The sequence below is a fragment of the Aminobacter sp. MSH1 genome, assembly GCF_003071665.1.
GTDB classification, from domain to species: Bacteria; Pseudomonadota; Alphaproteobacteria; order Rhizobiales; family Rhizobiaceae; genus Aminobacter; species Aminobacter niigataensis.
Window position 1 is genome coordinate 4698242 of sequence record NZ_CP026265.1, and the last position, 25543, is coordinate 4723784.

At 65.0% G+C, this 25543-nt stretch carries 23 protein-coding genes; 6 read left to right on the forward strand and 17 right to left on the reverse strand.

What is annotated here, in order from left to right; genetic code table 11:
- Positions 1-100: 100 nt before the first annotated feature.
- From CO731_RS23210 to CO731_RS23220, 3 genes are all read left to right on the forward strand, one after another.
- Positions 101-544 carry a MarR family transcriptional regulator gene (locus tag CO731_RS23210; protein ID WP_108609008.1) on the forward strand — a complete coding sequence of 148 codons (444 nt, stop codon included), beginning with the start codon at positions 101-103 and terminating at the stop codon, positions 542-544.
- A gap of 159 nt (positions 545-703) precedes the next feature.
- Positions 704-2260 (forward strand): MFS transporter, encoded by a 1557-nt coding sequence (locus CO731_RS23215; protein ID WP_199914653.1) that lies wholly within the window; start codon positions 704-706, stop codon positions 2258-2260.
- A 6-nt stretch (positions 2261-2266) separates the two neighbouring features.
- The gene (locus tag CO731_RS23220; protein ID WP_108609010.1) at positions 2267-3343 is read left to right on the forward strand and encodes an HlyD family secretion protein; all 1077 of its coding nucleotides are present in this window, start codon (positions 2267-2269) and stop codon (positions 3341-3343) included.
- A gap of 22 nt (positions 3344-3365) precedes the next feature.
- Here the strand turns inward: CO731_RS23220 and CO731_RS23225 are convergent, their stop codons facing one another.
- From CO731_RS23225 to CO731_RS23275, 11 genes are all read right to left on the reverse strand, one after another.
- Positions 3366-3779 carry a GFA family protein gene (locus tag CO731_RS23225; protein ID WP_108609011.1) on the reverse strand — a complete coding sequence of 138 codons (414 nt, stop codon included), beginning with the start codon at positions 3777-3779 and terminating at the stop codon, positions 3366-3368.
- Positions 3780-3791: 12 nt separating this feature from the next.
- Entirely contained in the window at positions 3792-4256 is a 465-nt protein-coding gene (locus tag CO731_RS23230) for an SRPBCC family protein (RefSeq protein ID WP_108609012.1), read from the reverse strand.
- Between the two features lie 2 nt (positions 4257-4258).
- Positions 4259-4573, reverse strand: coding sequence for a helix-turn-helix domain-containing protein (locus CO731_RS23235; RefSeq protein WP_108609013.1), 315 nt, complete (start codon positions 4571-4573; stop codon positions 4259-4261).
- A gap of 173 nt (positions 4574-4746) precedes the next feature.
- Positions 4747-6219, reverse strand: coding sequence for an amidohydrolase family protein (locus CO731_RS23240; RefSeq protein WP_108609014.1), 1473 nt, complete (start codon positions 6217-6219; stop codon positions 4747-4749).
- Positions 6220-6228: 9 nt separating this feature from the next.
- Positions 6229-7419 carry an amidohydrolase family protein gene (locus CO731_RS23245; RefSeq protein WP_108609015.1) on the reverse strand — a complete coding sequence of 397 codons (1191 nt, stop codon included), beginning with the start codon at positions 7417-7419 and terminating at the stop codon, positions 6229-6231.
- Between the two features lie 66 nt (positions 7420-7485).
- Positions 7486-8148: a flavin reductase family protein gene (locus CO731_RS23250; protein ID WP_108609016.1), complete on the reverse strand. Its 663-nt coding sequence runs from the start codon at positions 8146-8148 to the stop codon at positions 7486-7488.
- A gap of 10 nt (positions 8149-8158) precedes the next feature.
- On the reverse strand, positions 8159-9232 hold the full coding sequence (locus CO731_RS23255) for an oligopeptide/dipeptide ABC transporter ATP-binding protein (RefSeq protein WP_108609017.1): 1074 nt from the start codon (positions 9230-9232) through the stop codon (positions 8159-8161).
- Positions 9229-10197 carry an ABC transporter ATP-binding protein gene (locus tag CO731_RS23260; RefSeq protein WP_108609018.1) on the reverse strand — a complete coding sequence of 323 codons (969 nt, stop codon included), beginning with the start codon at positions 10195-10197 and terminating at the stop codon, positions 9229-9231. The genes CO731_RS23255 and CO731_RS23260 overlap by 4 nt, the downstream gene beginning before the upstream one ends.
- A 4-nt stretch (positions 10198-10201) precedes the next feature.
- The gene (locus CO731_RS23265) at positions 10202-11131 is read right to left on the reverse strand and encodes an ABC transporter permease (RefSeq protein WP_199914508.1); all 930 of its coding nucleotides are present in this window, start codon (positions 11129-11131) and stop codon (positions 10202-10204) included.
- A gap of 15 nt (positions 11132-11146) precedes the next feature.
- Positions 11147-12139 (reverse strand): ABC transporter permease, encoded by a 993-nt coding sequence (locus tag CO731_RS23270; protein ID WP_108609020.1) that lies wholly within the window; start codon positions 12137-12139, stop codon positions 11147-11149.
- 95 nt (positions 12140-12234) lie between these two features.
- Positions 12235-13806 (reverse strand): ABC transporter substrate-binding protein, encoded by a 1572-nt coding sequence (locus CO731_RS23275; protein ID WP_108609021.1) that lies wholly within the window; start codon positions 13804-13806, stop codon positions 12235-12237.
- A gap of 195 nt (positions 13807-14001) precedes the next feature.
- Between CO731_RS23275 and CO731_RS23280 the strand changes: the two genes are divergently transcribed.
- Both CO731_RS23280 and CO731_RS23285 read left to right on the forward strand, forming a co-directional pair.
- Positions 14002-14691, forward strand: coding sequence for a GntR family transcriptional regulator (locus CO731_RS23280; RefSeq protein ID WP_108609022.1), 690 nt, complete (start codon positions 14002-14004; stop codon positions 14689-14691).
- Positions 14692-14718: 27 nt separating this feature from the next.
- Positions 14719-16158: an amidohydrolase family protein gene (locus tag CO731_RS23285; RefSeq protein ID WP_108609023.1), complete on the forward strand. Its 1440-nt coding sequence runs from the start codon at positions 14719-14721 to the stop codon at positions 16156-16158.
- A 1-nt stretch (position 16159) separates the two neighbouring features.
- Here CO731_RS23285 and CO731_RS23290 read toward each other — a convergent pair whose 3' ends face one another.
- The 4 genes from CO731_RS23290 to CO731_RS23305 form a co-directional block, all read right to left on the reverse strand.
- Positions 16160-17191, reverse strand: a complete 1032-nt coding sequence (locus CO731_RS23290; protein WP_108609024.1) for a P1 family peptidase — start codon at positions 17189-17191, stop codon at positions 16160-16162.
- 5 nt (positions 17192-17196) lie between these two features.
- Positions 17197-17784 carry an NUDIX domain-containing protein gene (locus tag CO731_RS23295; protein WP_108609025.1) on the reverse strand — a complete coding sequence of 196 codons (588 nt, stop codon included), beginning with the start codon at positions 17782-17784 and terminating at the stop codon, positions 17197-17199.
- Positions 17785-17876: 92 nt separating this feature from the next.
- Positions 17877-18887, reverse strand: a complete 1011-nt coding sequence (locus CO731_RS23300) for an amino acid ABC transporter substrate-binding protein (RefSeq protein ID WP_108609026.1) — start codon at positions 18885-18887, stop codon at positions 17877-17879.
- A 120-nt stretch (positions 18888-19007) separates the two neighbouring features.
- Positions 19008-22064, reverse strand: a complete 3057-nt coding sequence (locus tag CO731_RS23305; RefSeq protein ID WP_108609027.1) for an aminotransferase class III-fold pyridoxal phosphate-dependent enzyme — start codon at positions 22062-22064, stop codon at positions 19008-19010.
- A gap of 130 nt (positions 22065-22194) precedes the next feature.
- Between CO731_RS23305 and CO731_RS23310 the strand changes: the two genes are divergently transcribed.
- Positions 22195-22632, forward strand: coding sequence for an Lrp/AsnC family transcriptional regulator (locus CO731_RS23310; RefSeq protein WP_108609028.1), 438 nt, complete (start codon positions 22195-22197; stop codon positions 22630-22632).
- A 57-nt stretch (positions 22633-22689) separates the two neighbouring features.
- Here the strand turns inward: CO731_RS23310 and CO731_RS23315 are convergent, their stop codons facing one another.
- Both CO731_RS23315 and CO731_RS23320 read right to left on the reverse strand, forming a co-directional pair.
- Positions 22690-23706, reverse strand: coding sequence for a DNA topoisomerase IB (locus tag CO731_RS23315; protein ID WP_199914657.1), 1017 nt, complete (start codon positions 23704-23706; stop codon positions 22690-22692).
- A 13-nt stretch (positions 23707-23719) separates the two neighbouring features.
- Positions 23720-25531 (reverse strand): trehalose-6-phosphate synthase, encoded by a 1812-nt coding sequence (locus CO731_RS23320; RefSeq protein ID WP_108609030.1) that lies wholly within the window; start codon positions 25529-25531, stop codon positions 23720-23722.
- Positions 25532-25543 lie beyond the last annotated feature (12 nt).

Consider the following 25543-nt stretch of genomic DNA (forward strand, 5'->3'; position numbering starts at 1 on the left):
GCGGCATCGCCCTCGGCGGGGGCGGCACGTCTTGCAAAATGCCTCCGGATTAATTACATAGGAGGCTAATCATATTCATACTAATAAAAAGGGGATCGACATGAGCGACGAAGGCCTGAAGGGCGCATTTTTCGACGAACTGCTGAAGGTCAACCGAAAGCTGCGGACCATGTTCGACGCCCGTGTCAAGAAGCGCGGGCTGACGCTGGCACGCGCCCGGCTGATGATGCAGATCGCCGAATGCGAAGGCAAGACGCAAGCCGAATTGGCGGAGCTGATGCATATCGAGCAGCCGTCGCTGGTGGGCCTTATCGACGGGCTGGAAAAGAAGGGGCTGGTGGTGCGCTGCACCACCGACGACGACCGGCGCGCCAAGCGCATTTTCCTGACGCCGAATGCACGGCGCGAAGCCGACAGCATGATCGCCTTCGTCGCCGAACTGCGCAACCGGGTGCTGGCCGGCGTCGACGATGCCGATATCGAGAGTGCTACCCGCGTGCTGAGCGTCCTCAGCCGCAACATCGGCGAAGCCGCCTGCGAATAGAGCTGACCAGAGATGCAGCAGGCACCAGACAGCGGCGCGGGCCGCGGTAAGGCGGCTGAGCCCGGGCAAGCCGATGCGGCGACGCGGGCCGAGGGGCCTGCCGCGCCGCCTGCGGCACCGGCCGCCGCACCGCCTCCCTTCGTGCCCAAGCCGCCACTGATGGCAGCAGCCTATGTCTGCGCCTCGGTGGTGCTGGCGCTGACGCAGGGGCTTGGCATGAACCTGGTTGCCGCCAACATCCCGCAGATCCAGGGCTCGATCGGCGCGACGGTGACCGAGACGACGTGGCTGGTCGCCGCCTACATGGCGCCGAATGTCTCGCTGGCGCTGGCACTGATCAAGATCAGGACGCAATACGGCCTGCGCAACTTCGCCGAGCTCAGCATACTCGGCTTCGTGCTCGCCTGCGTGCTCAACCTGTTCATATCCGACCTGCAGTCGGCGCTGGTCGTGCGCTTCATGAGCGGCATCGCGGCAGCACCGATGTCGACGCTCGCCTTCCTCTACATGCTGGAATCGTTCTCGCCGGAGAAAAAGCTGAATGTCGGCCTGCCGCTGGCGCTGACCAGCATCACGCTCGGCGCGCCGGTGGCGCGGCTGATCTCCCCTGCCCTGTTCGACATCGGCGGCTTTCATGCCGTGACCATGTTCGAACTCGGCATGGCGATGATCGCCTTCGCCCTGGTCTATGCCTTGCCGCTGGCACCGCAGCCGCGCGCCAAAGTGATCGAGAAGCTTGACGTGATCAGCTACCTGCTGATCGCCACAGGCTTCGGCGCGACGGCGATCGTGCTGGTGCTCGGGCGGCTCTACTGGTGGCTGGAAGCGCCGTGGATCGGGGCGCTTCTGGCGCTGGCGGTGGTGTGCATCACCATTGCAGCCGTCATCGAGCTCAACCGCAAGAACCCGCTGCTCGACATACGCTGGCTGGCGAGCCCGCCGATCCTGCATTTCACCGGCGTACTGCTGATGTTCCGCCTGGTGCTTTCCGAGCAGACGCTGGGCGCCTCCAGCCTTTTCCAGGCGCTTGGCCTCAGCAACGAACAGACGCGGTCGGTCTATTGGGTGATCCTGGTTGCATCGATTGCCGGCGGGCTGACCTGTGCGACGCTGATGAAGCACGGCAAGGAGGAGCGCATCCACATCGCGGCGCTGATCCTGATCGCCGTCGGCGCCTTCCTCGACAGCCGGGCCACCAACCTGACGCGGCCGGAGCAGGTGTTCTACAGCCAGGCACTGATCGCCTTTGCCGGGGCGCTGATCCTGCCGCCGGCGATGAAGAGCGGCCTGATGTCGGCGCTGAAGAAAGGCCCGAACTACATCCTCAGCTTCATCATCGTGTTCCTGACCACCCAAAGCCTGGGCGGCCTGCTGGGCTCGGCGGTGTTTACCACCTTCGTCACCAGCCGCGAGCAGTTCCACCACAATGTGCTGGTCGAGCACATTGCGCTGACCGACCCGCTGGTGGCGCAGCGCGTGGCCCAGCTCGGCGGCGCCTATTCCCGCGTCATCACCGATAAGGGCTTGCTCAACGCCGAGGGCCTGCAGCTCTTGTCGCAGCAGGCGACGCGCGAAGCGTATGTGCTCGCCTACAACGACGCGTTCCTGCTGATCACGATGATCGCGCTGACGTCGCTGGTCCTGCTTCTCATCCACATCGCCATCGTGGCTTTCCGCAACCGGGCAGCCACCCCTGCACTCCCAGCCACCGCGTGAACCGCCATGCTATCGAAAAGCCTTCACCTCCTCCGGTCCGCCAGCACCATCCTGGCCATCGTCCTCGGCATCGCCGGGCTGACGCTGATCCTCTATGTCTGGCACCTGCCGCCGTTCAAGAGCGCGGTCGAGATCACCGAAAACGCCTATGTGCGCGGCCAGCCGACCATCCTGGCGCCGCAGCTGTCGGGCACGATCGCCGAAGTCGCGGTGCAGGATTTCCAGGACGTCAAGGCAGGGCAGCTGCTGGTCCGGATCGACGACCGCATCTTTGTCCAGAAGCTGGAACAGGCGCGTGCGACGCTGGCATCGCAGCAGGCGGCACTGGCAAATTCCGAGCAGCAGCGGCACTCGGCCGAGGCGCGCGTCACGTCGGCCGAAGCGCAGGTGGCTTCGGCCAAGGTCGCCTATGACAACGCCCTGGCGAGCTGGGGCCGGATCGAACCGCTGCTGGCGCGCGGCGTGTCGACGCTGAGCGAGGCCGACAAGTCGCGCACCGCGCTCGAGCAGGCACGTGCCGCCCACAGCCAGGCGGAAGCGGCACTCGAGGTGTCGCGGCAGGACCTGCAGGCGACCATCGTCAGCCGGCAGTCATTGGAGGCAGCGGTCTCGGGCGCGGAGGCGACCGTGCATCTCGCCGAGATCGATCTCAAGAACACGCGCATCGTGGCACCCGAGGACGGCCGGCTCGGCGAGGTCGGCGCCCGGCTCGGGCAGTATGTGGCGCCTGGCACGCAGCTGATGGCGCTGGTGCCGAAGCGCATCTGGGTGGTCGCCAACTTCAAGGAAACCCAGCTTGGCGGCATGAAGGTGGGCCAGCCGGTGACATTCACTGTCGATGCGCTGGGTCATGCCCGCCTCGACGGCCATGTCGAGCGCTTTGCCCCGGCGACGGGTTCGGAATTCAGCGTGCTGCGGCCCGACAACGCCACCGGCAACTTCACCAAGGTGGCGCAGCGCCTGCCGGTGCGCATCGGCATCGATCCGGGCCAGGCGATGGCCGACAGGCTGGCGCCCGGCATGTCGGTGGTGGTCAGCATCGACACGGATTCGCAGCCGCTGGTCGAAACCGCAGCGCACTAGGCGAGGTCGGACCGCTTCCTCATCAACGCGGCATTCGCTCGAATGTCTGCAACGACGCATCCATCGTGTCCCAGGCATTGGCGCGGATGCCGTATGTGACCGCATGCGGTTTGAATTGGACCGGGTCGTCGAGGCTGGCCGCATGGATCGCGATCAGCTCCGGCATCGCGACGAATGTCAGGTAGACCGGCGTGCCACAGGTCGGGCAGAAAGCGTGGATCTTTTCGTTGCCACTGTCGGCCGTTACCCGCCAGGTTTTCGCTTCGCCCGTGACCGTGACATCGGCCTGCCGGGCGAAGCTGAGATATGATCCATGCCCGGTGCCGCTTCGCTGCTGGCAATCGCGGCATTGGCAGTGGTTTTCGAAGACGGGCGTGCTGCTCGTTTCATAACGGATCGCGCCGCACGCGCACCCGCCGGTATAGCGCTTGGTCATTGTCATTCCCCTTCAGGCCGCCTTCGGCTTGGCAAACACGTCGAGGGCGCGGCCGGTTTCGAGGAAGGATTTGAGGCTGGAGAGCACGATCGGCCAGCCCTTGCTGATGCCGTTCGCCATCCCGCTGCCGGCTTCGAGTTCGTCATGGCTGACGGTCAGCCGAACCATGCCCTCATATTCGTCAATATCGAACGTAACCCTGCTGTGGCTTGCCGGATCGGCGGCCTGCGAGGCGTTCGCCCAACTGATGACGAGACGGGTCGGTGGCGAGACATCGATGACGTTGCCGACGAGTTCGACGGTCCGCTCGTCATTGGCGCGGACATGTTCCCATTTCGAACCGGGGTTCCAGTCGGAGACGTTCTCGTGGCCCCAGTAGCGCCTGGCGACGTCCGGTTTCGTTATGGCCTCGAACACCTTTGCGGGTGTCGAGAGAATGTAGGTCACGTAAACAAAGCTGGTCTTCTCTTTGGTCATCGTCACTCTCCTTCGAGTTCCTTCTTCAGATCGTGCAGCAAGCTGAGCCGCTGACGTTCGAATTTCCGCACCCAACGTTCGTAGACTTCGTGCAACGGCACGGGGTTGATGAAATGCAGCTTTTCCCGGCCACGCCTGACCGTGCTCACCAGATTGGCCGCCTCCAGAATCCCAAGGTGCTGCGTGGCGGACTGGCGGGCCATCTCAAGATTTTCGCAAAGCTGGCCGAGCGTCTGCCCGTTCTTCTCGTAGAGAAGGTCAAGCAGCCTCCTGCGTGTCGGGTCGGCCAGTGCCTTGAAAACGTCGTCAGCGTTCATCGGTCTCACTCATGTGAGAGACAATATGCAGGTAAATGCCTGCATGTCAAATCACGGCGCATGCCTGCTGACAAAGAGCGACCTTGCAGAGCCCGGCAGGCTCCAAACTCTGCTTGCAAACAAAAAGGGCGCCACCGCGTGGTGGCGCCCTTTCCGTGCAAGGCGTCGGGGGCTTACGCCTTGCGGTGGGTCGGGTAGCTCGACGAGAAGATTTCCTCGACCGGCGGATGGCTGAAGGTGCGCAGCGGGTACTTGGCGATGACGCCGTCGAACTGCGTCTGCGCGCGCTTGCGATATTCACGGTCGTCGACACCCGGGATGACGCCATTCTCCATGACGAAGCGGCCGGCGATCATCACGGTCGAGACCGACCGGGCCGAGGCGTTGAGCATCAGCGTCTGGATCGGGTCGATGGTCTGGCCCATGAACGGGTCGTCGAAATCGACGACGATCAGGTCGGCGGCGGAGCCGGCCTGCAGGCGGCCGAGGTCGGGACGGTTGAGCGCGTCGGCACCGCCAAGGGTGGCGGCATCATAATAATCCTCGGAACGGCAGCCGTCAGTACCGCCTTCCTCGATGCGGCAGAGCATCATGCCGACCTGCATGTTGAGGAACATGTCCGGCGGGTAGGTGTCTGTGCCGAGACCGATGCGGATGCCCATGTCGCGGTACTTGCGGAAGGACTGGAGCGCGTTGCCGTGGCGGGCCGAGACCAGCGGGCAATGGGCGATGGTGCCGCCGCCGTCGCGCAGGATCTCCAGGTCCCTGCCCGGCCGGTCGATGCCGTTGCGGCCACTGACATGGGTGCCGTGGGGCAGGATCGCGCGCGGCGACAGGAAGCCCAGGCTTTCGAGCCATTCGGCCGGGCTCATGCCGCGCAGCTTGAGCACGCTCTGGTACTCGAACGGCGACTGGCAGCAATGCAGGCGGATCGGCACGTCGAGCGCCTCGGCCGCGGCCGCTGAGGCCTTGAGCAGTTCGGGCGTGCAGGTCTCGATGCGGTCGGGGGCGAGCATGGTGCGGATCAGGCCATTGGCCTGGCCCTCGAACTTGCGGCAAAAATCGACCGCATCGGCGAGACCGTCGAGGCCGCGTTCCTCGTCGAAATGGTAGTCGATTGTGCCGTCGCGGCGGACGAAGCTGTTGCCCGAGCGGTAGGCTGGGCCGAGATAGACGCGCAGGCCGAGGTCGCGCGCGGCTTCGGCGGCAGCGCTGAACTCGCCTGTCGTTTCGCCCCACTGGCGGTAGAACAGCGAGGCGATGGGCAGAGCGGTGGTGATGCCGGAGCGGATCAGCCTGGAGAAGGCGTAGCGCTTCTGGAACGCCAGCTCTTCCTCCGAGTACATCTCGAAGGGGCCGCTTTCCATGTAGGTTTCGGGCCAGATGCGGCCCTTCTTGACCGCTGGCTGGTTGTCGTAGCCGAGCACGGTGGTGTCGAGGTCGGACAGCGCGTCGAGATCGACGAAGCCCGGGCCGATGAGCGCGTTGCCATAGTCGATGCGGCGAGCGACGGGGCCCTCATAGCCGTGGCCGACGAAGAGCACGCGGTCGCCTGATACAACGACTTCGCCATTGGGATAGAGCGCGTGGCGGCCGTCGACATGGCCGACGACCCAGCGGGCGGTGAGAAGCAAAGGTTCGGTCATTTCAAATTCTCATTCGACAGTGAAAAGGGCTTGGCCATCGCGCGCCACCGGCTTGCCGCGCTTGAGCACCAGCTTGCGCTTCGGACGGGCGGCAACGGCTTCCGGCACGGTCTCGGCATCGAGCAGGACGATGTCGGCGAAGGCGCCTTCGCGCAGGCCGTAGTCGGCGAGCTCCATGACGTCGGCGCCGCCCTGGGTGCAGATATGCAGGGCGTATTCGACGTCGGCGTCGTTGCGGAAATTGTTGCGCAGGCCGATGAACAGCGCGCGCTCCAGCATGTCGAGATTGCCGTAGGGACCCCAGGTGTCTCGGATACCGTCGGAGCCGGCGCAGAGACGCACGCCGGCACGGCGCAGCTCGGCCGCCATGGGCACGGGACGCGATGCCGGCGCCGTGGTGGCAATGGCGATGTCCTGATGCGCCAACTGCTCGGTGAGCGAAGCGGCGCGGGCGCGGTCGGTCATGCCGAGGCAGAAGGCATGGCTGATGGTGACCTTGCCCTGCATGCCGAGCGCGCGGGTCCGTTCGATGATCATCTCCATCGAGAAGGCGCCGAGGTCGTCGGCTTCGTGGAGGTGGATGTCGATCGGCTTGCCGTGCTTCTCGGCGAGGCCGAAGATGGCGTCGAGCTGGCCCTTGGGGTCGCGGTCGATGCCGCAGGGGTCGAGGCCGCCGACGACATCGGCTCCATTGGCAAGGGCTTCGTCCATCAGCTCCAGCGTGCCGGGGCGGATCATCAGGCCCGACTGCGGGAAGGCGACGATCTCGATGTCCATGACATCGCGGAAGCGTTCGCGCGTGGCGGCCACGCCCTCGAAGCACCACAGCTTCTGGTCGGTGTCGATGTCGACATGGCTGCGGATGGCGGTGGTGCCGTGCGAGGCGGCGAGCGCCACCTGGCGCGCCGACTGGCGGGCGGGATCGATGTTGAGTTCGCGGCGCAGGCGGCGCTCGGTGGAAATCTTGTCCTCAAGAGCCGGGCCGGCCTGATGGACATGCCAGCCCATGCCCCACAGCGACTTGTCGAGATGGGCATGCGCCTCGATCAGGCCGGGAATGGCAATCGCACCACCACCGTCCTCGACCTCGGCAGCCGGGGCGTCGGCCTTGCCAACACGGGCGATGCGGCCGTCGCGGATGAGGATGTCGGTCGCAGCACCGCCGAAGGGCCGGACGTTCCTGAGGAGGAGTTCTTTCATTTTCAGCACCGCTGCATTCTCGAATTTCAGTGGAGCCGGGCGCGGACGCCCGGCGCATTCCCTGGGTCAGCCGGCAACCTTTTCCGGCTTCGATACGGCATAGCCGGCGGCTTCCTCGTGGTGAAGAAGCTCGGCCGGACGTTTGAGCACGAACTGGTTGTCGGCGACGATGTAGTTGTCGGCATGCAGCCTGGCGATCGGCTGGTAGACCTCCGGCCGGACGTAGCGGCCACGCTCGTCGAGGCATTCGTCGCGGACATACATCTGCACCACCTCGCCGATGACGATGGTGCGGCGGCCATAGTCGAGGATCTGCGACACCCGGCATTCCATGGCGCAGGGCGATTCCTCGATGCGGGGGGCCGCGACCTTGACCGACGGGGTGCTGGTCAGCCCGGCCAACTCGATCTCGTCGACGTCACTCGGGAAGTTGATGCCGGTGACGATCATCTCGTTGGCGATCGCCATGTCGACCATGTGGACGACGAACTCGCCAGAGCGCCTGATGTTGGCGACGGTATCCTTGGCGGTGCCGTCGGGGCGGGTCTGCATGCCGAGGATGAGCAGCGGCGGCTCGTGCGAGAAGACATTGAAGAAGCTCATCGGCGCGGCGTTGTTGCAGCCGTGTTCGTCGATGGTGGTGACCAGCGCTATGGGACGCGGCCCAACGAAGCTGCACAGCAGCCGGTAGCGATCGTTTTCGGGCAGTTCGGCGAAATCGAAATCCATTTTTTCTCCCTCAGACCGCAGCCTGCAGCGGGTGGGCGGCACGTGCCAGTGCCATGATCGGTTCGACACCGCGCCCTTCCTCGACCGCATGGCAAGAGGCGCGCACGCCGCCATCATACATGCGAAGCACCGGCGCCTCACTCCGGCACCGCTCGTTGGCGAGCACGCAGCGCGGATGGAAGTGGCAGCCCGGCGGCGGGTTGATCGGATTGGGCACCTCGCCGGCGGCCGGCTGGCGGTCGCGCTTCGACATGCCAAGGTCTGGGATCGTGTCGAGCAGCAGCCTCGTATAGGGATGCTGCGGATTGGCGAACAGTTCGGCCGCGGGCGAGACCTCGACGAGGCGACCGAGATACATGACGCCGATCCAGTCGGACATGAAATTGACCACCGCCAGATCGTGGCTGATGAACAAATAGGTCAGGCCGAGCTCGCGCTGCATCTCGCGCATCAGGTTGAGGATCTGCGCCTGGACCGAGACGTCGAGCGCCGAGGTCGGCTCGTCGCAGACGAGAAACTCCGGCTTGGTGGAAATGGCGCGGGCGATCGAGATGCGCTGGCGCTGGCCGCCGGAAAACTCGTGCGGAAACTTGTCGCCGTCCTTGGCGTTGAGGCCGACGAACTCGAGCAGGCGGTCGACCTCGCGGCGTTCCTCCTGGCGCGAGGCGCACATGCCATAGGTGCGCAGCGGCTCGGCGATGATGTCGGCGACACGCCAGCGCGGGTTGAGGCTGGCATAGGGATCCTGGAAGATCATCTGCATGCGGCGGCGGATGTCCGCCGGCTGGCCCGCCGGGGCGCGGGAGATGTCGGCGCCGTCGAAGAAGATGGAACCGCCCGACGGATTGGACAGGCCCATGATCAGCCGGGCGACCGTCGACTTGCCGCAGCCGGACTCGCCAACCAGGCTCAGCGTCTGGCCGCGCGGGATCTCGAGGTCGAGACCGTCGACGGCCTTGACCGTCTGCTGCTCGCCGCCTTCCAGCAGCCGGTTGAGGAAAGGCTTGGCCATGGCAAAGTGCTTCTTCAGGCCCTTGACCTGGAGCAGCGGCTGGCCGGTTCTGGCAATCGGTGCGGCGTTCATTGCGTCACCCCTTCATAGAGCAGGCAGGCGGCGGCACCGTCGGCGAGCTGGCGCAGTTCGGGCCTGACACGGTGGCATTCGGCGAAGACCTTGGGGCAGCGCGGATTAAAGGCGCAGCCACTCGGGATGTCGGTCAGGCGCGGCATAGAGCCCTCGATCTGGATCAGCCGTTCTGGACGCGGACCGACGCGCGGGATCGAACCCATCAGGCCGGCCGTATAGGGATGGCTCGGCTTCTGCAGCACATGCGCGACCGGGCCGATCTCGGCGAGGCGTCCGGCATACATCACCGCGACACGGTCGGCGGTCTCGGCGATGACGCCCATGTCGTGGGTGACAAGGATCGCGGCCGCATTGCGCTCGCGGCAGACCCGCTTGAGCAGCGCGATGATCTGTGCCTGGACCGAAACGTCGAGCGCGGTGGTCGGCTCGTCGGCGATGATCAGCCGCGGCTCGGCGCAGAGTGCCAGGGCGATGACCACGCGCTGGCGCATGCCGCCGGAGAACTGGTGCGGGTACTGGTCGAAGCGCCTGTCGGGCGCCGGGATGCCGACCTCGGCGAGCCAGCCGATGGCGCGCTTCTTGGCTTCCGCTGCGGACATCGGCAAATGCGTGCGGATCGTCTCGACCAATTGCTCGCCGACAGTGAACAGCGGGTTGAGGCTGGTCAGCGGGTCCTGGAAGATCGCGCCGATGTGGCGGCCGCGGATCTTGCGCATCTCGTCGGGCGACAGGTTGTCGATGCGCTTGCCGTCGAGGCGGATCTGGCCGCCGCCGATGCGGCCGGGCGGTTCGAGCAGGCCGATGACGGCAGCGCCGGTCATCGACTTGCCGGCGCCGGACTCGCCGACGACGCCGAGGATCTCGCCCTGTTCGACGTTGAAGGAGACGTTGTCGACGGCGGTGAGCACGCCCTTGCGGGTGGGGAACTCGACTTTCAGATTTTCGACTTCGAGCAGGGCCATGGCCTTACCTCAGCTTCGGATTGAGGGCGTCGCGCAGCCAGTCGCCGATCAGGTTGACGGCGAGGACCAGCACGGCGAGCGTTGCCGACGGGAAGATGACAACCCACCAGATGCCGGAGAACAGGTACTCGTTGCCGACGCGGATGAGCGTGCCGAGCGAAGGCTGGGTCGCCGGCATGCCGACGCCGAGGAAAGACAGCGTCGCTTCCGTCAGCACCGCCATGCCGAGATTGATGGTGGCGATGACCAGCACCGGGCCGAGCACGTTGGGCAGGATGTGGGTGAGCATGATGCGCAGGCGACCGACGCCGATGGTGCGTGCAGCCTGGACGTATTCGCGCTGGCGCTCGACCAGCGTCGAGCCGCGCACGGTGCGGGCGTATTGCACCCAGTTGGTGAGCCCGATGGCCAGCACGAGAACGAGGATGGCCGCGCTCTCGTGCTGGTTGGCGGGGAGGATGCCACGCATGACACCGTTGATAAGCAGTGCGACGAGGATCGCCGGGAAGCTCAGCAGAACATCGGCGACGCGCATGATGACGGCATCGACGATGCCGCCGACGAAGCCGCCGACAAGCCCGAGGAAGACGCCGAGCACGGCAGCAAGGATGACCGAGGCGAAGCCGACGAAGAGCGAGATGCGCAGGCCGTAGAGGATCGACGACAGCACGTCGCGCGCCTGGGTGTCGGTGCCGAGGATGTAGGCCGGGTTGGAACCTTCCATCCAGGCCGGCGGCAACTCGCTGTCGAGCAGGTTGAGGTGGGCAATGTCGAATGGATCGTAGGGCGCGATCACCGGCGCGAAGATCGCGCCGAAAAACAGCAGCGCCAGCGCGACTGCGGCGATGACCGTCGTCCTGGAGCGGCGGAACGAGTAGAACAGGTCGCTGTCGGCGAAGCTGCGCAGGCGCCCGGTGAAGGAGGTGTCACTCATGGTCATGGGTTCCCGTCAGGCGCCCTTCCCGGAGGCCCGGGTCGGATCGGTGCGAAGGCGCGGATCGATGACGTTGTAGAGAAGGTCGACGCTGGTGTTGATGATGACGAAGATCAGCGAGACCATGACGAGATAGGCCGCCATGACAGGCACGTCGGTGAAGTTGACGGCCTGGATGAAGAGCGCGCCCATGCCCGGCCACTGGAACACCGTCTCGGTGATGATGGCGAAGGCGATGAGGCCGCCGAGCTGAAGCCCGAAGATGGTGACGACGGGGATCAGCGTGTTCTTGAGCGCATGGCGGAAATGGATGGCGCGGCTCTTCAGCCCGCGCGCCTTGGCGAACTTGATGTAGTCTGCGCGCAGCACCTCCAGCATCTCGGCACGCACCAGCCGCATGATCAGCGTCAGCTGGAACAGGCACAGCATGAAGGACGGCAGGATCAGCGCCTTGAGGCCGGAGGCGGTGAGGAAGCCCGTCGACCACCAGCCGACGTCGATGACGTCGCCACGGCCGAAGGACGGCAGCCAGCCGAGCCAGACCGAGAACACCAGGATGAGCAGGATGCCGGTGACGAAGGTAGGCAGCGAGATGCCGATCAGCGACATGATCTGCAGGCCCTGGCTGAGCACACCGCGCGGCTTGAGCGCGGTGTAGATGCCGAGCGGAATGCCGAGCACCAGCGACAGCATGGCGGCGACCAGCACCAGTTCGGCTGTGGCCGGGAAGCGTTCGGCGAGCAGCGCGCTGACCGGACGGCTGTTGCGGTAGGAGACGCCGAAATCGCCCTTGGCGGCATTGACGACGAAACGGCCGTACTGGAGGACCAGCGGGTCGTCGAGACGCAGGCGCTGACGCACCTCCTCACGCTGGACCTGGGTGGCATCCTGGCTGACGATGTTGTTGACCGGGTCGCCGAGGAAACGGAACATCAGGAAGGCGATGAACGCCACGGCAAGCATGACCATGACGGCCTGCAGCAGACGGCGGACGAGGAATACGAACATCGTCGCAGCTCCCTTGGAGGTAGGCCCGCTTCGTGGGGGCGGGCTTGCCGGTAGCGAAAGGCCCCTGCCCTAGATGGACAGGGGCCCGGTTCGACTTACTTGACGTTGACGTACCAGAGGCGGAGCAGGTCGTCGGCGGTCTGGACCACCTCGACATTGTCGCGCACTGCCCATGACAGCGGCTGTTGGTGCAGCGGCAGCCAGGCGACTTCCTGCTCGGTGATGCCGAAGGCCTCGACCATCATCGCGCGGCGCTTGGCCTCGTCGAGTTCGACGTCGATCTTCTTGACCAGTTCGTCGACCTTTGCGTTCTTGTAGCCACCAGGATTCCAGGTGCCGAGCTTCTCCTCGGGCGAGTGCAGCATGGCCGACAGCACGGAGAAGCCGTCGAGCATCGGCAGCGTCGCCCAGCCGATCATGAACATGTCGGTCTGGCCTTCCTGCGCCTTCTTGAAGTGCAGGGTGCGTGCCTCGGTGACAAGCTTGGCGTTGAGGCCGACCTGGGCCAGCATCGCCGTCATCGCCTGGCAGACTTCCTCGTCGTTGACGTAGGCATCGTTGGGGCAGTTCATGTTGAACTGGAAGCCGTCGGCATAGCCGGCCTCGGCCAGCAGCGCCTTGGCGGCCGCCGGATCATAGGGGAAACGCTCGTTGAGCTTGGCGTCGAAGCCAGGCACCTCGGGCGCGATCTGCATGCCGGAGACGCGCGACTTGCCGCGCATGATCTTGTCGCGGACCAGATCCATGTTGATGGCCTGGTAGACGGCCTTGCGAACACGTGCATCCTTGAACGGATTGCCTTCGACGTTTCCGTCGACGAGCTTATCGCGCATGTTGAAGTTCATCATGATGGTGCGCAGGCCCGGATTTTCCAGAACCTTGGTGCCGGGGTTCGAGGCGATGCGCTTGGCATCCTGCAGCGGCGACGGCGTGATGATGTCGACCTCGCCCGAGAGCAGCGCTGCGACGCGGGTGGCGTCGGAGGCGATCGGGGTGAAGATAACCTTGGTCAGGTTGTGCTGCGGCTTGTCCCACCAGCCTTCGTTGACGACCAGAACGGTCTGGGCATCGGGGCGGCGGCTTTCGAGCTTGAAGGGACCGGTGCCGTTGGCATGGGTCGAGGTGTAGCCTTCCTGGCCGAGCTCGGCGTTGATCGGCTTGACCGCATTGTTCTTCTCCAGCCAGCCGGCATCGAAGACAGCGATGTTGGTGAGATAGTTGTTGAGCAGCGGCGTCGGGCCGGCGAGGTGCAGGTCGACGGTGTAGTCGTCGATCTTCTCGACCGACTTGAGCGCCGGCAAGTTGCCCTTGATCGGCGAATTCTCGTCGACGGCGCGCATAAGCGACATGATGACGTCGTCGGCACCGAACTCGGCACCATCATGGAACTTGACGCCCTGGCGCAGCTTGTAGCGGACGACGTCGGGCTTGACGACTTCCCAGGACAGGGCCAGCGCCGGCTCGATCTTCAGTTCCTTGTTGTAGCGGACCAGCGGCTCGTAGATGTGCTGTAGGAAATTGTTCGAGAAGCTGTCGGTCATCGAATCCGGGTCGAGCCCGTAGATGTCGCCGGCCGCAGCATAACGCAGCTCGGCTGCGCTCGCGTTGCCCATCATGCCAAGCTGGACCAGAGCCGCGGCGGTGGCCGCGAGCAGGAACTTCTTCATTGAACTCCTCCCGTTACAGAACCAGTGGACCCGCGCCTTCACGTTTGCAGGGCGCCTTTGGGCTCCATCCATTTAACGCTGACATCGTATCCAATTATTGTCAACAATCCATGTCGACAAATTTGTTGACTTGCGGCGTTTTTGGGTTTGAATAGGCTGCGGGTCGCACATCGGACCCGGCGGGAGGAGGATTGGATGGACGCTGAAGCGGGCAAGCGACATGCCACCGATCAAGAGATTTACGAGAAAATCTGGAACGCGATCGCCGAACGGCAGGTCGGCCCCGGTACACGGCTGAAGGAAGAGCAACTCGCCGACATCTTCAGCGCCAGCCGGGCGCGCATCCGCCATGTATTGCAGAATCTGGCACGCGACGGTCTGATCACATTGGTTCCAAACCGCGGTGCTTTTGTATCCAAACCGTCGATCGAAGAGGCACGCGATGTCTTCTTCGCCCGCCGCACCATCGAGGAGCGACTCGTCGAGCGGCTGTGCGCGACGATCGACGCCGGCGGCATCGCGCGGCTCAGCCAGCATGTCGAGGCCGAACGCAAGGCTCACCAGAGCGGCGACGTTGCCGGCGCCATCAGGCTGTCGGGCGCGTTCCACATGCTGATCGCCGAACTGGCGCAGTCGCAGATCCTGGCCAGCCTCCTGCGCGACCTGGTCTCGCGGACGTCGCTGATCATGGCGATGTACCAGCAGAAGGACGTGCTGAACTGCGGCCCCGACGAGCACGCGGACATCGTCGCCAGCATCACCGCGCGCGATGCCAGGAAGGCGCTGGCCGTGATGCACCACCACCTCGCCCATATCGAAAACCAGCTCGACCTGGAAAGCGACCGCGTCGCCGCGCGCGACCTGGAAGACATTCTCGGCCTCTGAGCGGGCCAAAATTGGAAAGCAGAAGACATGGCGCAGCCAGACATCCTCGTGCGCAACGTGACCATCGTGACCGTCGACCGGGATCGCCGGGTGATCGAGGGCGGCTGGCTGACGGTCACCGGCGACCGCATCAGCGCCATCGGTAGCGCAGGCGATGCCGCACCTACCGACGCCAGGGAAACCATCGACGGCACCGGCATGGTGGCGATGCCCGGGCTGATCGACAGCCATTCCCACGCCGGCCACGGGCTGGTGCGCAATGCAGGCGCCGGCGTCGACACCTGGTTCGAGGCCTGCGAGGAGATCTATGCCCGCGGCTCGACGGCCGCCTTCTGGCGTGCCGAAGCGCGGATGACCCAGCTCGAACGGCTGCGCGGCGGCATCACCACGGCGATGACGCTGCTCGGCGGCGGCGCCGACATCTACCGCACCGACGATCCGGCCTTCGGCGACGCCCATAGCGGGGCGACAGCCGAATCCGGCCTGCGCATCTTCATGGCGGTGGGCCCCGGCCGACCGCCCTTCCCGCGCAGCTATCGCCATTTTTCGGAGACCGGGCAGTCGAAGGACGTGACGGTATCGTTCGAACGCCAACTGGAGGTCAGCGAGATCCTGATCGACCGCTGGAACGACCTGCTTGGCCGCGGCACCGGCGTCTGCCTGGTGATGCCGGTCTACTATGCCGCCCAGGTGGCGGATGCCGACGCCCGCCGGCAGGTCATCGAAATGGGCGAAGCGGTGATGGATCTGCGCCGTCGCAAGGGCGTGCTGTTCACCCAGGACGGCCACCGCGACGGTTCGATCGCGCTGGCGCGCGATCTTGGTGTCCTCGGTGAGTTCGCCCTGCTGGGCCACAGCGTCGATCTTACCGAGGACGACTTCGCCGCCCTCAAGGAGACGGGCGCGTCGATCATCCACAATCCGAGCGCCATCATGTCGGTCTATGGCCGCTGCCCGGTGCCGGAACTGATCGAGGCTGGCATCAATGTCTGCCTCGGATCCGACGCCGCCGCCCCCGACCGCGGCTACGACATGTTCCGCCACATGGCGCAGTGCATGCACTACCATCGCCGCCACTTCCGCGACCCGGCCTATTTGCCGCCGGGCAAGACGCTGGAGATGGCGACCATCGACGCTGCAAAGGCAATGGGACTGGAGAGCGAACTCGGCTCGCTGGAAACAGGCAAGAAGGCCGACATCGTGCTGGTCGACATGCGCAAGCCGCATCTCTACCCGCCGGTCATGCCGGTGACGCGCATCGCCCATTTCGCCAATGCCGCCGATGTCGACACCGTCATCGTCAACGGCAAGGTGCTGATGCGCGGCCGCAAGACCGACCATCTCGATGCCGACGACATCCTGGCCGACGCGGCGGAACAGGCGGCACTCGCCTTCGAGCGCGTTGGGCTGGCGCACCTGCTCGAAGAACCGCAGGACTTCTGGCGCAATGCGCGGCAGCCGCTCTAGGCTAACTCTGTGAGCGCAGCCAATCGGCCAGGGACGGGCGGAAATGCCCGGCCCAACCGTGCATTGCCTCGGCAGCGCACATCGAATTCACCACCGCTTCCTCGGTCGCTTCGGCTGCGGCGCGGAACAGGCGGTCGATGCGGTTTTCGTTGAGGGCTGAGATGGCGACGAAATCGGCGCGCTCGTCGTGGTCGACGATCCGCGCTGTCGAGAAGCCGAGCGCGATGTCGCCGCTGCCATGTCCCCAATAGGCGCCAAGCCTGGCAAGGCCAGCACTGCAGCGGCGGACGACGCGCTTGAGCTGGCGGTACTCCAGGGCGACGTCGGTGGCGAGGATGACGATGACCGAGCCCTTGTCCGGCTCCACCTTGGAGCGCGGGTCGGGGCGGCGGCCGTCGGGCAGGATGAGGTCGCCAGCGCGGCCGAAATTGGTGAGGACCAGCACGCCGAGATGATGGTCGCGACCGCCGAGCTCGATGCGGCGCGAGGCTGTGCCGATGCCGCCCTTGAAGCCGAAACAGCTCATGCCGGTGCCGGTGCCGACATTGCCCTCGGCAACGGGGCCTGACGCGGCGGCGGCCAGCGCGGCGCGGGCATCGTCCTCGGTGACGGCAAGCGCCTGGATATCGCTGAGATAGCCGTCATTGCACTCCATAACCACGGGATTGACCGTCACGGTCTCGCGGCCGATGTCGGGGTTCTCCGAAATCGCCGCGCGGACCAGGGCGTTGGCGCAGGTGCCGACGCCGAAGGTGTTGGTGAGCAGGACAGGCGTTTCGAGCGTGCCCAGTTCCTCGACCTGCATCAGGCCGGCACTCTTGCCGAAGCCGTTGATGATGTCGCAGGCGGCCAGCACCTTCTTGCGGTAGAGGTTGCCGCCATGGGGCAGGATGGCGGTGACGCCGGTGTTGAGGTCTCCCGAGCGGATGGTGCGGTGGCCGACCAAAACGCCAGGCACGTCGGTGATGGCGTTGAGCGGGCCCGTGGGCGACGCGCCGAAAGAAATGCCGAGTTCGCGGGCGATGCCGGACATAGCTCCTAGGCTCCGCGCAGCAGGTGAAGGGCCGCGTATTGCAGCAGCATGATGGTCTTGCCGTCGCAGATGCGGCCGTCCGACACCATCGCCAGCGCCTCGTCGATGCCGATTTCCAGCACCTCGATGTCCTCGCCCTCGCCGGCATGACCACCGCCGGCGGACACACGATCGGACGGCTCGTACTCGCCGACGAAGAAGTAGATCTTCTCGGTGACGGCGCCCGGGCTCATGAAGGCTTCGAAGACGCGGCGGACATGGTGGATACGGAAGCCGGTTTCTTCCTCGACCTCGGCGCGGATGCGCTCTTCGGGGGCGGCATCGTCGAGCAGTCCGGCGGGTGTCTCGATCAGCATGTCGTCGTAGCCGCTGACGAAGGCCGGGTAGCGGAACTGCTTGACCAGCACCACGGTGCGGCGCGCGGGATCGTAGAGCAGGATGGTGGCGCCGTTGCCGCGATCGTAGGTCTCGCGGCTCTGGGTCTGCCATTCGCCGTCGCCGCGGCGATAGGCGAAGGTGGTCTTCTTCAGCACGTACCAGTCGTCCGAGAGAGTTTTGACGTCCTGGACGCGGATGCGGTCGGCAATGCTCATCTGACACCTTCGAAGCTGGCCATCGGGCCGGGGATTCGCGGGCGCCAGAATAGGCGGGGCCGCGCCGGAGCGCGACCCCATGTGGTGAAACCTCAGCGCACCGGCGGGGCGTACATCAGGCCGCCGGCGTTCCACTGGGCGTTGATGCCGCGGTCGATCTTGAGGTCGCTCGACTGGCCGAGATTGCGCTCGAAGATCTCGCCGTAATTGCCGACCTTGGAGACGACATTGTAGGCCCAGCGCGGGTCGAGGCCGAGCTGCTGGCCGCTGTCGCCTTCGGCACCAAGGAAACGCTTGATGGCGGGATTGGCCGAGGTAAGACCGGCTTCGGCATTGTCCTTGGTGATGCCGAGTTCTTCCGCCTCGATCAGCGCAAACAGCGTCCAGCGGACGATGCTGAACCACTTGTCGTCGCCCTGGCGTACGGCCGGTCCGAGCGGCTCCTTCGAGATGATTTCCGGCAGCACAGTGTAGTTGGCCGGGTCGGTGAGCTTCAGGCGCTGGGCATAGAGGGCAGAGGCATCGGTGGTGTAGACGTCGCAGCGGCCGGTATCGAAGGCCTTGATGATACCGTCGGCGGAATCGATGACGACCGGCTCGTATTTCAGCTTGTTGGCGCTGAAATAGTCGGCGACGTTCTGCTCGGTCGTGGTGCCCTGTTCGGTGCAGACCGTGGCCCCGTCGAGCTTGAGCGCGCTGTCGACGCCGAGATCCTTGCGCACCATGAAGCCCTGGCCGTCATAATAGGCAGTGCCGGCGAAACGAAGGCCGAGGCTCGAGTCGCGCGACAGGGTCCAGGTGGTCTGGCGCGAGAGCAGATCGACTGTGCCGGACTGGACCGCGGTGAAGCGCTCCTTCGTGGACAGCGGCACGTAGCTGACCTTGTCGGCGTCGCCGAGCACGGCGGCGGCCACGGCGCGGCAGACGTCGATGTCGAAGCCCGACCACTTGCCGGCGTCGTCGGGCGCCGAGAAGCCGGCGACACCCTGGCTGACGCCGCAGGTGACGGTGCCACGCTGCTTGACGATGTCGAGCGTGTCGGCCTTGGCCGGCGTGGCGAGGGCGGCCGTGCCGAGCAGAAGTGCTGCGAGATGATGTTTCATGGTTCTTCCTCCCTTGTTTCGAGGCAAAGCCTCTTCGTGCCGCCGGCGCAGGGCGCCGGAAGTTCGTGAAATCCCCTGTCGTTAAGTCCCTCCGCGCGAGGCCGTCGCGCGGGCCTGCTGCTATGTGCCTTCGGCTTCCACCGCGGCGAAGGTTTCTTCGAGAACGCCGACCAGATGATCGGCATCGCGCCGGCTGAAGATCATCGGCGGGCGCATCTTGAGCACGTTGTCGTGCGGGCCTTCGGTGCCGATGAGCACGCCACGGGCGCGGGCGCCGTCATTGACCTTGCGGGCGAATGCGGTGGCCGGCTCCTTCGTCCTGCGGTCGGTAACCAGCTCGATGCCGAGGAACAGGCCCATGCCCCTGACGTCGCCGATGACCTCGTAGCGCCTCTGCATGTCCTTGAACCGCTCGACGAGATAGGCGCCGACGTCGGCGGCATTGTCACGCAGGCGGTCGCGCTCGATGACGTCGAGCACGGCGAGGCCCGCGGCACAGGACACCGGGTTGCCGCCGAAGGTGTTGAAATACTCCATGCCGTTGTCGAAGCGGTCGGCGATGTCGCGCGTGGTGACCAGCGCCGACATGGGGTGGCCGTTGCCGATGGGCTTGCCCATGGTGACGATGTCGGGGGTAACGCCTTGCGTCTCGAAGGCCCACCAGTGGCTGCCGACGCGACCGAAGCCGACCTGCACCTCGTCGGCGATGCAGATGCCGCCGGCGGCGCGGACCATGGCGTAGACTTCCTTCAGATAGCCCTCGGGGAGAAAAACCTGGCCGGCGACGCTGGGGATGGATTCGGCGATGAAGAAGGCAGGAGCCCGCCCTTCCTTGCGCATCGCCTCGATCTGCTCGGCGATACTTTCGGCGAAACGCCTGGCATGCTCTTCCACCGGCCAGTCAGACGGCGCGCGGTAGCTGTCGGGAATGGTTGCCTCGAACACGTGTGCCGGCCGACCCTTGCCGCCCTTGCGCTTGTATTTGTAGGGGCTGAGGTCGATCAACTCTTGGGTGGTGCCGTGGTAAGCCCAGTCGAGCACGACCGCGTCATTGCGGCCGGTTAAGGTGCGCGACATGCGCAGAGCGAGGCTGTTGGCCTCGCTGCCAGAGCAGGCGAAGGAGGCAACCGAAAGACCATCGGGCAGGGTCGCAGTCAGCCGCTCGGCATAGGTGACGATGGCGTCGTGCAGGTAACGCGTGTTGGTGTTGAGCCTTGCCGCCTGGGTGGCGATCGCCTCGACGACATCGGGGTGGGCGTGGCCGAGGTGGCAGACATTGTTGAAGCAGTCGAGATAGGCGCGGCCGCGATCGTCGATCAGCCAGGCGCCCTCGCCGCGCACGAACTTGATCGGCTCGGAATAGGAGATCGACAGGTTGGGCAGCAGCGAGGTTTTCCGCGCGGCGACGATTTCAGGACGTGTCCGGCCGTCGCGCTGGAAGGTCTCGGGCGGGATGCCGGCAAGGGTTGCCGCATCGGGGAACAGCTCGGCCCAGACGTCGAGATAACGCGCCTCGCCGACGCCGAGGATGTCGCGGGCGGCAAGATCGGGGTCGGTCGAGATCTGGAAATGCAAATGCGGTGCCCAGCCGCCGTTCTCGGCGGGCGCGCCCATTTCGCCGACCAGCGCGCCGGCCGCGAGCTCTTGCCCTGGCTTCAGGCGTGCCATGGCCTCATGCGCCATGTGGCCCCAAAGCGTGACGAAGGGCGGGCAGCCCTCGGGCGAATGCTCGAGGGCGATCAGGCAGCCATAGCCGAGCGGGTCCTCCTCGATCTCGACGCTTTTCACGGTAGCCGCGAGCGGCGTGTAGACCCTGGTGCCGGCCGGCATGAACAGGTCGAGGCCAAGGTGATGCACGCGGCGGGCGCCCTCGACGAAGCGCGACCAGAAGATGTCGGAGGTATAGACGGTGCGCGCCTCGCCCCACGGGCCGATGCCAAGCGCGATACCGTTCTCAGCACAATAGGCGTCCCACCAGGCGGTGGCCTTGTCCGGCTCCCGGCCGGCCGAGGTGACCGTCATCGGATGGGCCGGATCGCCATAGGGCACAAGCGCCTTGGCCAGCGTTGCCGGATGACGCTCGAGGATCGGCGCCAGTGACTTGCGATTGTCAGCGATCCAGCGGGTGATGTCGGACGCACCGGGCGCGGCGTCGAAGCCGCAGGCATGGCGCAGGATCGCGGTGGCGAAACGCCGGTTCATGGCATCGAGCCGGCGAAGCAACCGCCAGGCTGGGGCCTCCGAGATCGCCAGGTAGGGATTGTCGCCGACCTGGGCCTTGCGCTGCGCCGACAGCGACACCGAGATGACCAGGCGCATGGCGATGAGGTCGAACAAAAGGTCGATCTCTTCCTCGCGCAGCGGATACTCGACGTGGAAGCCGGCGGCGAGCTGAGCTGCGGCACCGATCGGATCCTCGACATCGAGGATCGAATAGGCGCAGGCGACCCCCACCTCGGCGATGACGGGGGAAAATAGCGCGTCGCCGAAATCGATGATGCCGGCGATGCGGCTGTTGTCGTTGTCGTCGACGAGCACATTCCAGTCGTTGGCGTCGTTGTGGATGACCTGGGCGCGCAAGCTCGCCAGGCGCGGCGCGACCTCGGCATCGAAGCGGTCGAGCAACCGTCCGAGCAAGGCACGGTCTTCGGCATCGTCGACGTGACGCAGCCGCCCACGCGCGGCACCGGCCTGCCTGATGTCCCAGTCGAAGCTGCGCAAGGCGCCGGGATGGATGAAGCCTTGCAGGGCGCGGTCGAGCCGGCCAAGTGCTGCGCCGAGATTGCCCAGGAGTTCAGGCGTGCGCGCGGCTTCGGCCAGCGGCATCCCGGGCAGCCACGACACCAGCCGCAGGGCATGCTGCTCGCCGGCAACGCCCGTGGCATGGGCGAGTGCTGCGCCGTCTTGCGTCAGCCGGAGGCGCGGCACCGCGACATCGGCGCCGGTGCGCGCCAGATGATCGAGCAATGCCACCTGGAACTCGCTTTCGCTGGCCGGCTCGCTGGCGTTGACGATCTTGAGAATCCAAAGGGACCCTTCCGCCGCCGTCAGCTTGAAATTCTGGTCGCGCTCGCTGTCGAGCGAACTCGTCCTGCCTGCGACGCCGAAGTGGCTCGCGGCCAAGGCCTTTGCCTGGTCCAGCGAGAATTGCGGCGCGGGGTAAGTCACGTCAGTCATTGGCTATCCGGATTTGCTGCGATCGGAGCTTGGCACGGGCCGAAAAATCGGGCATCCGGCAAATCGTCGGTTATACCGGCACAATGACTGCATTGACCGGCACTTTAACGGCGCAGATCGGAACCAGACGATGAAGGAACTCGACGCCAAGGACAGGGACATTCTGGGCATCCTGTCGAAGGAAGCGCGCATCCCGCTCAAGACGCTGGCGGGGCGCATCGGCCTGTCGCGAAGTGCGACCAGCGAACGGGTTGCGGCGCTGGAGAAAAGCGGCGTCATCCGCGGCTATCGCGCCGATATCGGCCAGATGGACACCAACCTGGTCTCGGCCTTCCTGCTGGTGACGCTGGTCAGCACACCTTCGATGGGCGTGCTCGACCAGCTGGCGCGCTATTCTGAAGTGCGGCGGGTGTCGTCGATTACCGGCCAACTCGACCTGATCGTCGAGGTCGAGGTGCCGTCGATCGACAGGCTGAACACGCTGCGCGACATCATCGCCACGCACCAGAGCGTGCAGGACCTAACGACGCTGATCGTGCTGCGCCGCGACATCGAGCGGGTGGCGTGACGGCGGCACCCGTTGGCTGCGATGGGAGAGAGATCGAAGCGAGCAATCGCAGGGGAGCTAAAAGGCCGAAAGCCAGGCGAGCGTTCTGGCTTCATCGACATCGAGCCACGTACTGCGCGTTCTTCGAGACCCGTGAAGTCGCGTCCAAAGCTCCCCGTCCGACCACCGCTCTAGAATTGCGGGATGAATATACCCTTTCCGGCAAACCGTGCGGGTATTGCCGAGCCTGCTTGCGACTTCATCGATGACCTGATTGCACAGGCGTTGCCTGGCTGGCAGGCCGTCAGGAAGCTCGAGATCGCCGAACAGCGCCAGCGCACGCACCGTTCCACCCCAGGTCCTGAAATCCTTGGAACTGAAATCCGGGCCGCACGCAGCGCGGATGTAGTCGTTCACGTCGTCGGAGGTCACGCGTGATCGTTCGCCGTTGTCATCGATGTATTGGAACAGGTGCTGCCCGGGCAATTCCTGTATTCGTCGGACCAGCCCGGCCATCCGGCGGTCAACGAGTTGCAACCGCCATTGCTTGCCGGATTTGCCTTTGAAGGCAAAGCGCAGGGTCGATCCGCTGACGTCGACATGACGGCCGCGCAAGGTGGTCAGGCCGAAACTGCCATTTTCCCGAGCATATTGAGGACTCCCGACCCGGATCATGGTGTTGTCCAGGAGCCAGACGATGGCGGCGACAACCTTTTCCCGCGACAGCTTTCGTTTGCCCAGGTCCGCATTCACTTTGCGCCTCAGCCGGGGAAGTGTCCGGGCAAAATCGCCGAGCCTCGAGAACTTTGCCTCATCGCGGCGCTCAGTCCAGCGCGGATGGTAGCGGTACTGCTTGCGTCCGCGCTGGTCCCGACCGGTTGCCTGGATATGGCCCAATGCATCGGCACAGATCCAAACGTCAGTCCACGCAGGAGGGATGGCCAGGCCGCGAATTCGCTCCAGATCGGCCCGACCCGCAGTCCGTCCGTCAGCGCAGCGATATGAGAAGCCCTTGCCGGCCGGGCGCCGCGAGATACCGGGCTCCTCGTCGTTGACATAGCGCAGACGCGCAGGGCTTGAGGAAACGCCTGCCAAACCTCCACCCGCCTCATCCGGTACGGTGCATGGTCGGGTGCCTGCGACGGCCGAACATCTGAGCCATCGTGCGGGCGAGCGGTCTTTCCGGCTTGGTGTCCGGGACCGGGTCCACCACCCTGCTGCGCTTTCGAATACGCGCGGCGTCCTGGAGAATGGTGCCCGCCCATCGATAGACATTGTTGGAGCTTACAACTTCGCGCATGCGCATCATGCGCGCCGCCTGCTCCTGCTCCGGCATGGAGACGGCGCGGTAGATCGTCTCGCCCATGGCGGTTGGATCGTAGGGGTTGACGATCAGCGCATCGAGCAGTTCCCGGGACGCGCCAGCAAATGTGCTGAGGATAAGCACGCCCTGTTCATCATCGCGCGCTGCCACGAACTCCTTGGCAACAAGGTTCATGCCGTCGTGCAGGCTGCTCACCACGCAGACATCGGCGGCGCGATAGACGGTATAGATGTCGCCCTGATTGTGGTGCTCGTCCATCAGGACGATGGGTGAATAGCCCTCATTGCCAAACCGGCGGTTGAAGTCCTCGACGAAATCCAGGCACTCGCGATGCAGTTGACCATATGCCGGGAGCGTTCCCCGGCTCGGCGCGGCGATCTGCAGGAACACCAGCTTGCCTATCCATTCGGGATGCCGTTCAAACAGTTGTTCCAATGCCAGGAAGCGGTCGATGATGCCCTTGGTGTAATCCATGCGCTCGACCCCCACCAACAGCCGCATGTCTTCGGGCAAGCCCAGGGTCTCGAATATCTTGGCGCGGCATGCGGCAACAGGAGGCTGGGACTCCAGCACCGATGGCGGCCAATCGATGGAGATCGGGTACGGGTGAACCAGCGTGGTTTGTCCACCGAACGTTATCGCGGAGTGCTCTCGTTCAATCCGGCTTTCCAGAAATCGATCGATGCTTTCAATGAAGTTGTTGCAATGGAACTGAATATGAAAACCGACGATCGAGCTGCCCAGCAACCCGTCCAGAATCTCCTCCTTCCATGGACAGATGCTGAACACTTCCGAGTTCGGCCATGGAATATGCCAGAACATTATGATCGTGGCGTCCGGCAACCGCTGCCGCACCATGCGCGGCAGCAGCGCCAAATGGTAATCCTGGATCAGCACAATCGGGTCGGGCCGTCGCGCTTCTTCGCACACGCGGTCGGCAAACTTCTGATTGACCGCCTTGTACTGCTCCCAGTCCGAATCCCGGAAAACCGGCCGCGTGAAGACGATGTGACAAAGCGGCCAAAGGCCGTCATTGGCGAACCCCAGGTAATAGCCCTGCTGTTCCTCCTCACTGAGCCACACCCGGCTCAGCGTGTAGGCAGGCTTGTCAGGCGGCACCCGAATTCGGTTATCGTCATCCACCACCATGCGATCGGCCGTACCGCCGCCGTGAGCAATCCAGGTCCCTGCGCAGGCGCGCATCACGGGCTCCAGGGCCGAAACCAGCCCGCTCGCCGGCACGACGAGGTCTATCTTGCCGTCCCTGAGATTGTGGATGTAGGGCTCGCGATTGGAGACGAGAATGATTTGAGCGTCGGGAAGCTCCTTGTCGATGACAAGCCGCATCGCTTCGGGCGTCCAACTGGCCAGCGGACTGTCGGCAACCCGGTTGTTCTGCTCAAATTCCGGAAGGATCTGCTTGGGCATTTCCGTGGAATATCCGAGCTGTTCGGGAACAGGCGGATTGCTGGAAAGAAGCCCTCGGCGCATGGCCGCTGCCGCAAGGCAGGCTGCGGCGATCGACAACAAGAGGCTCAGAGCCACCACGGCCCAGAGGCCGATGTCCAGTTCAGAAGAGAAGTTCTCAGCGGTCATAAGGGGGATTGC

Excerpts from the sequence above, each read along its gene's own strand:
- CO731_RS23210 (WP_108609008.1), top strand. The coding sequence starts at position 101 with ATGAGCGACGAAGGCCTGAAGGGCGCATTTTTCGACGAACTGCTGAAG.
- CO731_RS23215 (WP_199914653.1), top strand. The coding sequence starts at position 704 with ATGGCAGCAGCCTATGTCTGCGCCTCGGTGGTGCTGGCGCTGACGCAG.
- CO731_RS23220 (WP_108609010.1), top strand. The coding sequence starts at position 2,267 with ATGCTATCGAAAAGCCTTCACCTCCTCCGGTCCGCCAGCACCATCCTG.
- CO731_RS23225 (WP_108609011.1), bottom strand. The coding sequence starts at position 3,779 with ATGACCAAGCGCTATACCGGCGGGTGCGCGTGCGGCGCGATCCGTTAT.
- CO731_RS23230 (WP_108609012.1), bottom strand. The coding sequence starts at position 4,256 with ATGACCAAAGAGAAGACCAGCTTTGTTTACGTGACCTACATTCTCTCG.
- CO731_RS23235 (WP_108609013.1), bottom strand. The coding sequence starts at position 4,573 with ATGAACGCTGACGACGTTTTCAAGGCACTGGCCGACCCGACACGCAGG.
- CO731_RS23240 (WP_108609014.1), bottom strand. The coding sequence starts at position 6,219 with ATGACCGAACCTTTGCTTCTCACCGCCCGCTGGGTCGTCGGCCATGTC.
- CO731_RS23245 (WP_108609015.1), bottom strand. The coding sequence starts at position 7,419 with ATGAAAGAACTCCTCCTCAGGAACGTCCGGCCCTTCGGCGGTGCTGCG.
- CO731_RS23250 (WP_108609016.1), bottom strand. The coding sequence starts at position 8,148 with ATGGATTTCGATTTCGCCGAACTGCCCGAAAACGATCGCTACCGGCTG.
- CO731_RS23255 (WP_108609017.1), bottom strand. The coding sequence starts at position 9,232 with ATGAACGCCGCACCGATTGCCAGAACCGGCCAGCCGCTGCTCCAGGTC.
- CO731_RS23260 (WP_108609018.1), bottom strand. The coding sequence starts at position 10,197 with ATGGCCCTGCTCGAAGTCGAAAATCTGAAAGTCGAGTTCCCCACCCGC.
- CO731_RS23265 (WP_199914508.1), bottom strand. The coding sequence starts at position 11,131 with ATGAGTGACACCTCCTTCACCGGGCGCCTGCGCAGCTTCGCCGACAGC.
- CO731_RS23270 (WP_108609020.1), bottom strand. The coding sequence starts at position 12,139 with ATGTTCGTATTCCTCGTCCGCCGTCTGCTGCAGGCCGTCATGGTCATG.
- CO731_RS23275 (WP_108609021.1), bottom strand. The coding sequence starts at position 13,806 with ATGAAGAAGTTCCTGCTCGCGGCCACCGCCGCGGCTCTGGTCCAGCTT.
- CO731_RS23280 (WP_108609022.1), top strand. The coding sequence starts at position 14,002 with ATGGACGCTGAAGCGGGCAAGCGACATGCCACCGATCAAGAGATTTAC.
- CO731_RS23285 (WP_108609023.1), top strand. The coding sequence starts at position 14,719 with ATGGCGCAGCCAGACATCCTCGTGCGCAACGTGACCATCGTGACCGTC.
- CO731_RS23290 (WP_108609024.1), bottom strand. The coding sequence starts at position 17,191 with ATGTCCGGCATCGCCCGCGAACTCGGCATTTCTTTCGGCGCGTCGCCC.
- CO731_RS23295 (WP_108609025.1), bottom strand. The coding sequence starts at position 17,784 with ATGAGCATTGCCGACCGCATCCGCGTCCAGGACGTCAAAACTCTCTCG.
- CO731_RS23300 (WP_108609026.1), bottom strand. The coding sequence starts at position 18,887 with ATGAAACATCATCTCGCAGCACTTCTGCTCGGCACGGCCGCCCTCGCC.
- CO731_RS23305 (WP_108609027.1), bottom strand. The coding sequence starts at position 22,064 with ATGACTGACGTGACTTACCCCGCGCCGCAATTCTCGCTGGACCAGGCA.
- CO731_RS23310 (WP_108609028.1), top strand. The coding sequence starts at position 22,195 with ATGAAGGAACTCGACGCCAAGGACAGGGACATTCTGGGCATCCTGTCG.
- CO731_RS23320 (WP_108609030.1), bottom strand. The coding sequence starts at position 25,531 with ATGACCGCTGAGAACTTCTCTTCTGAACTGGACATCGGCCTCTGGGCC.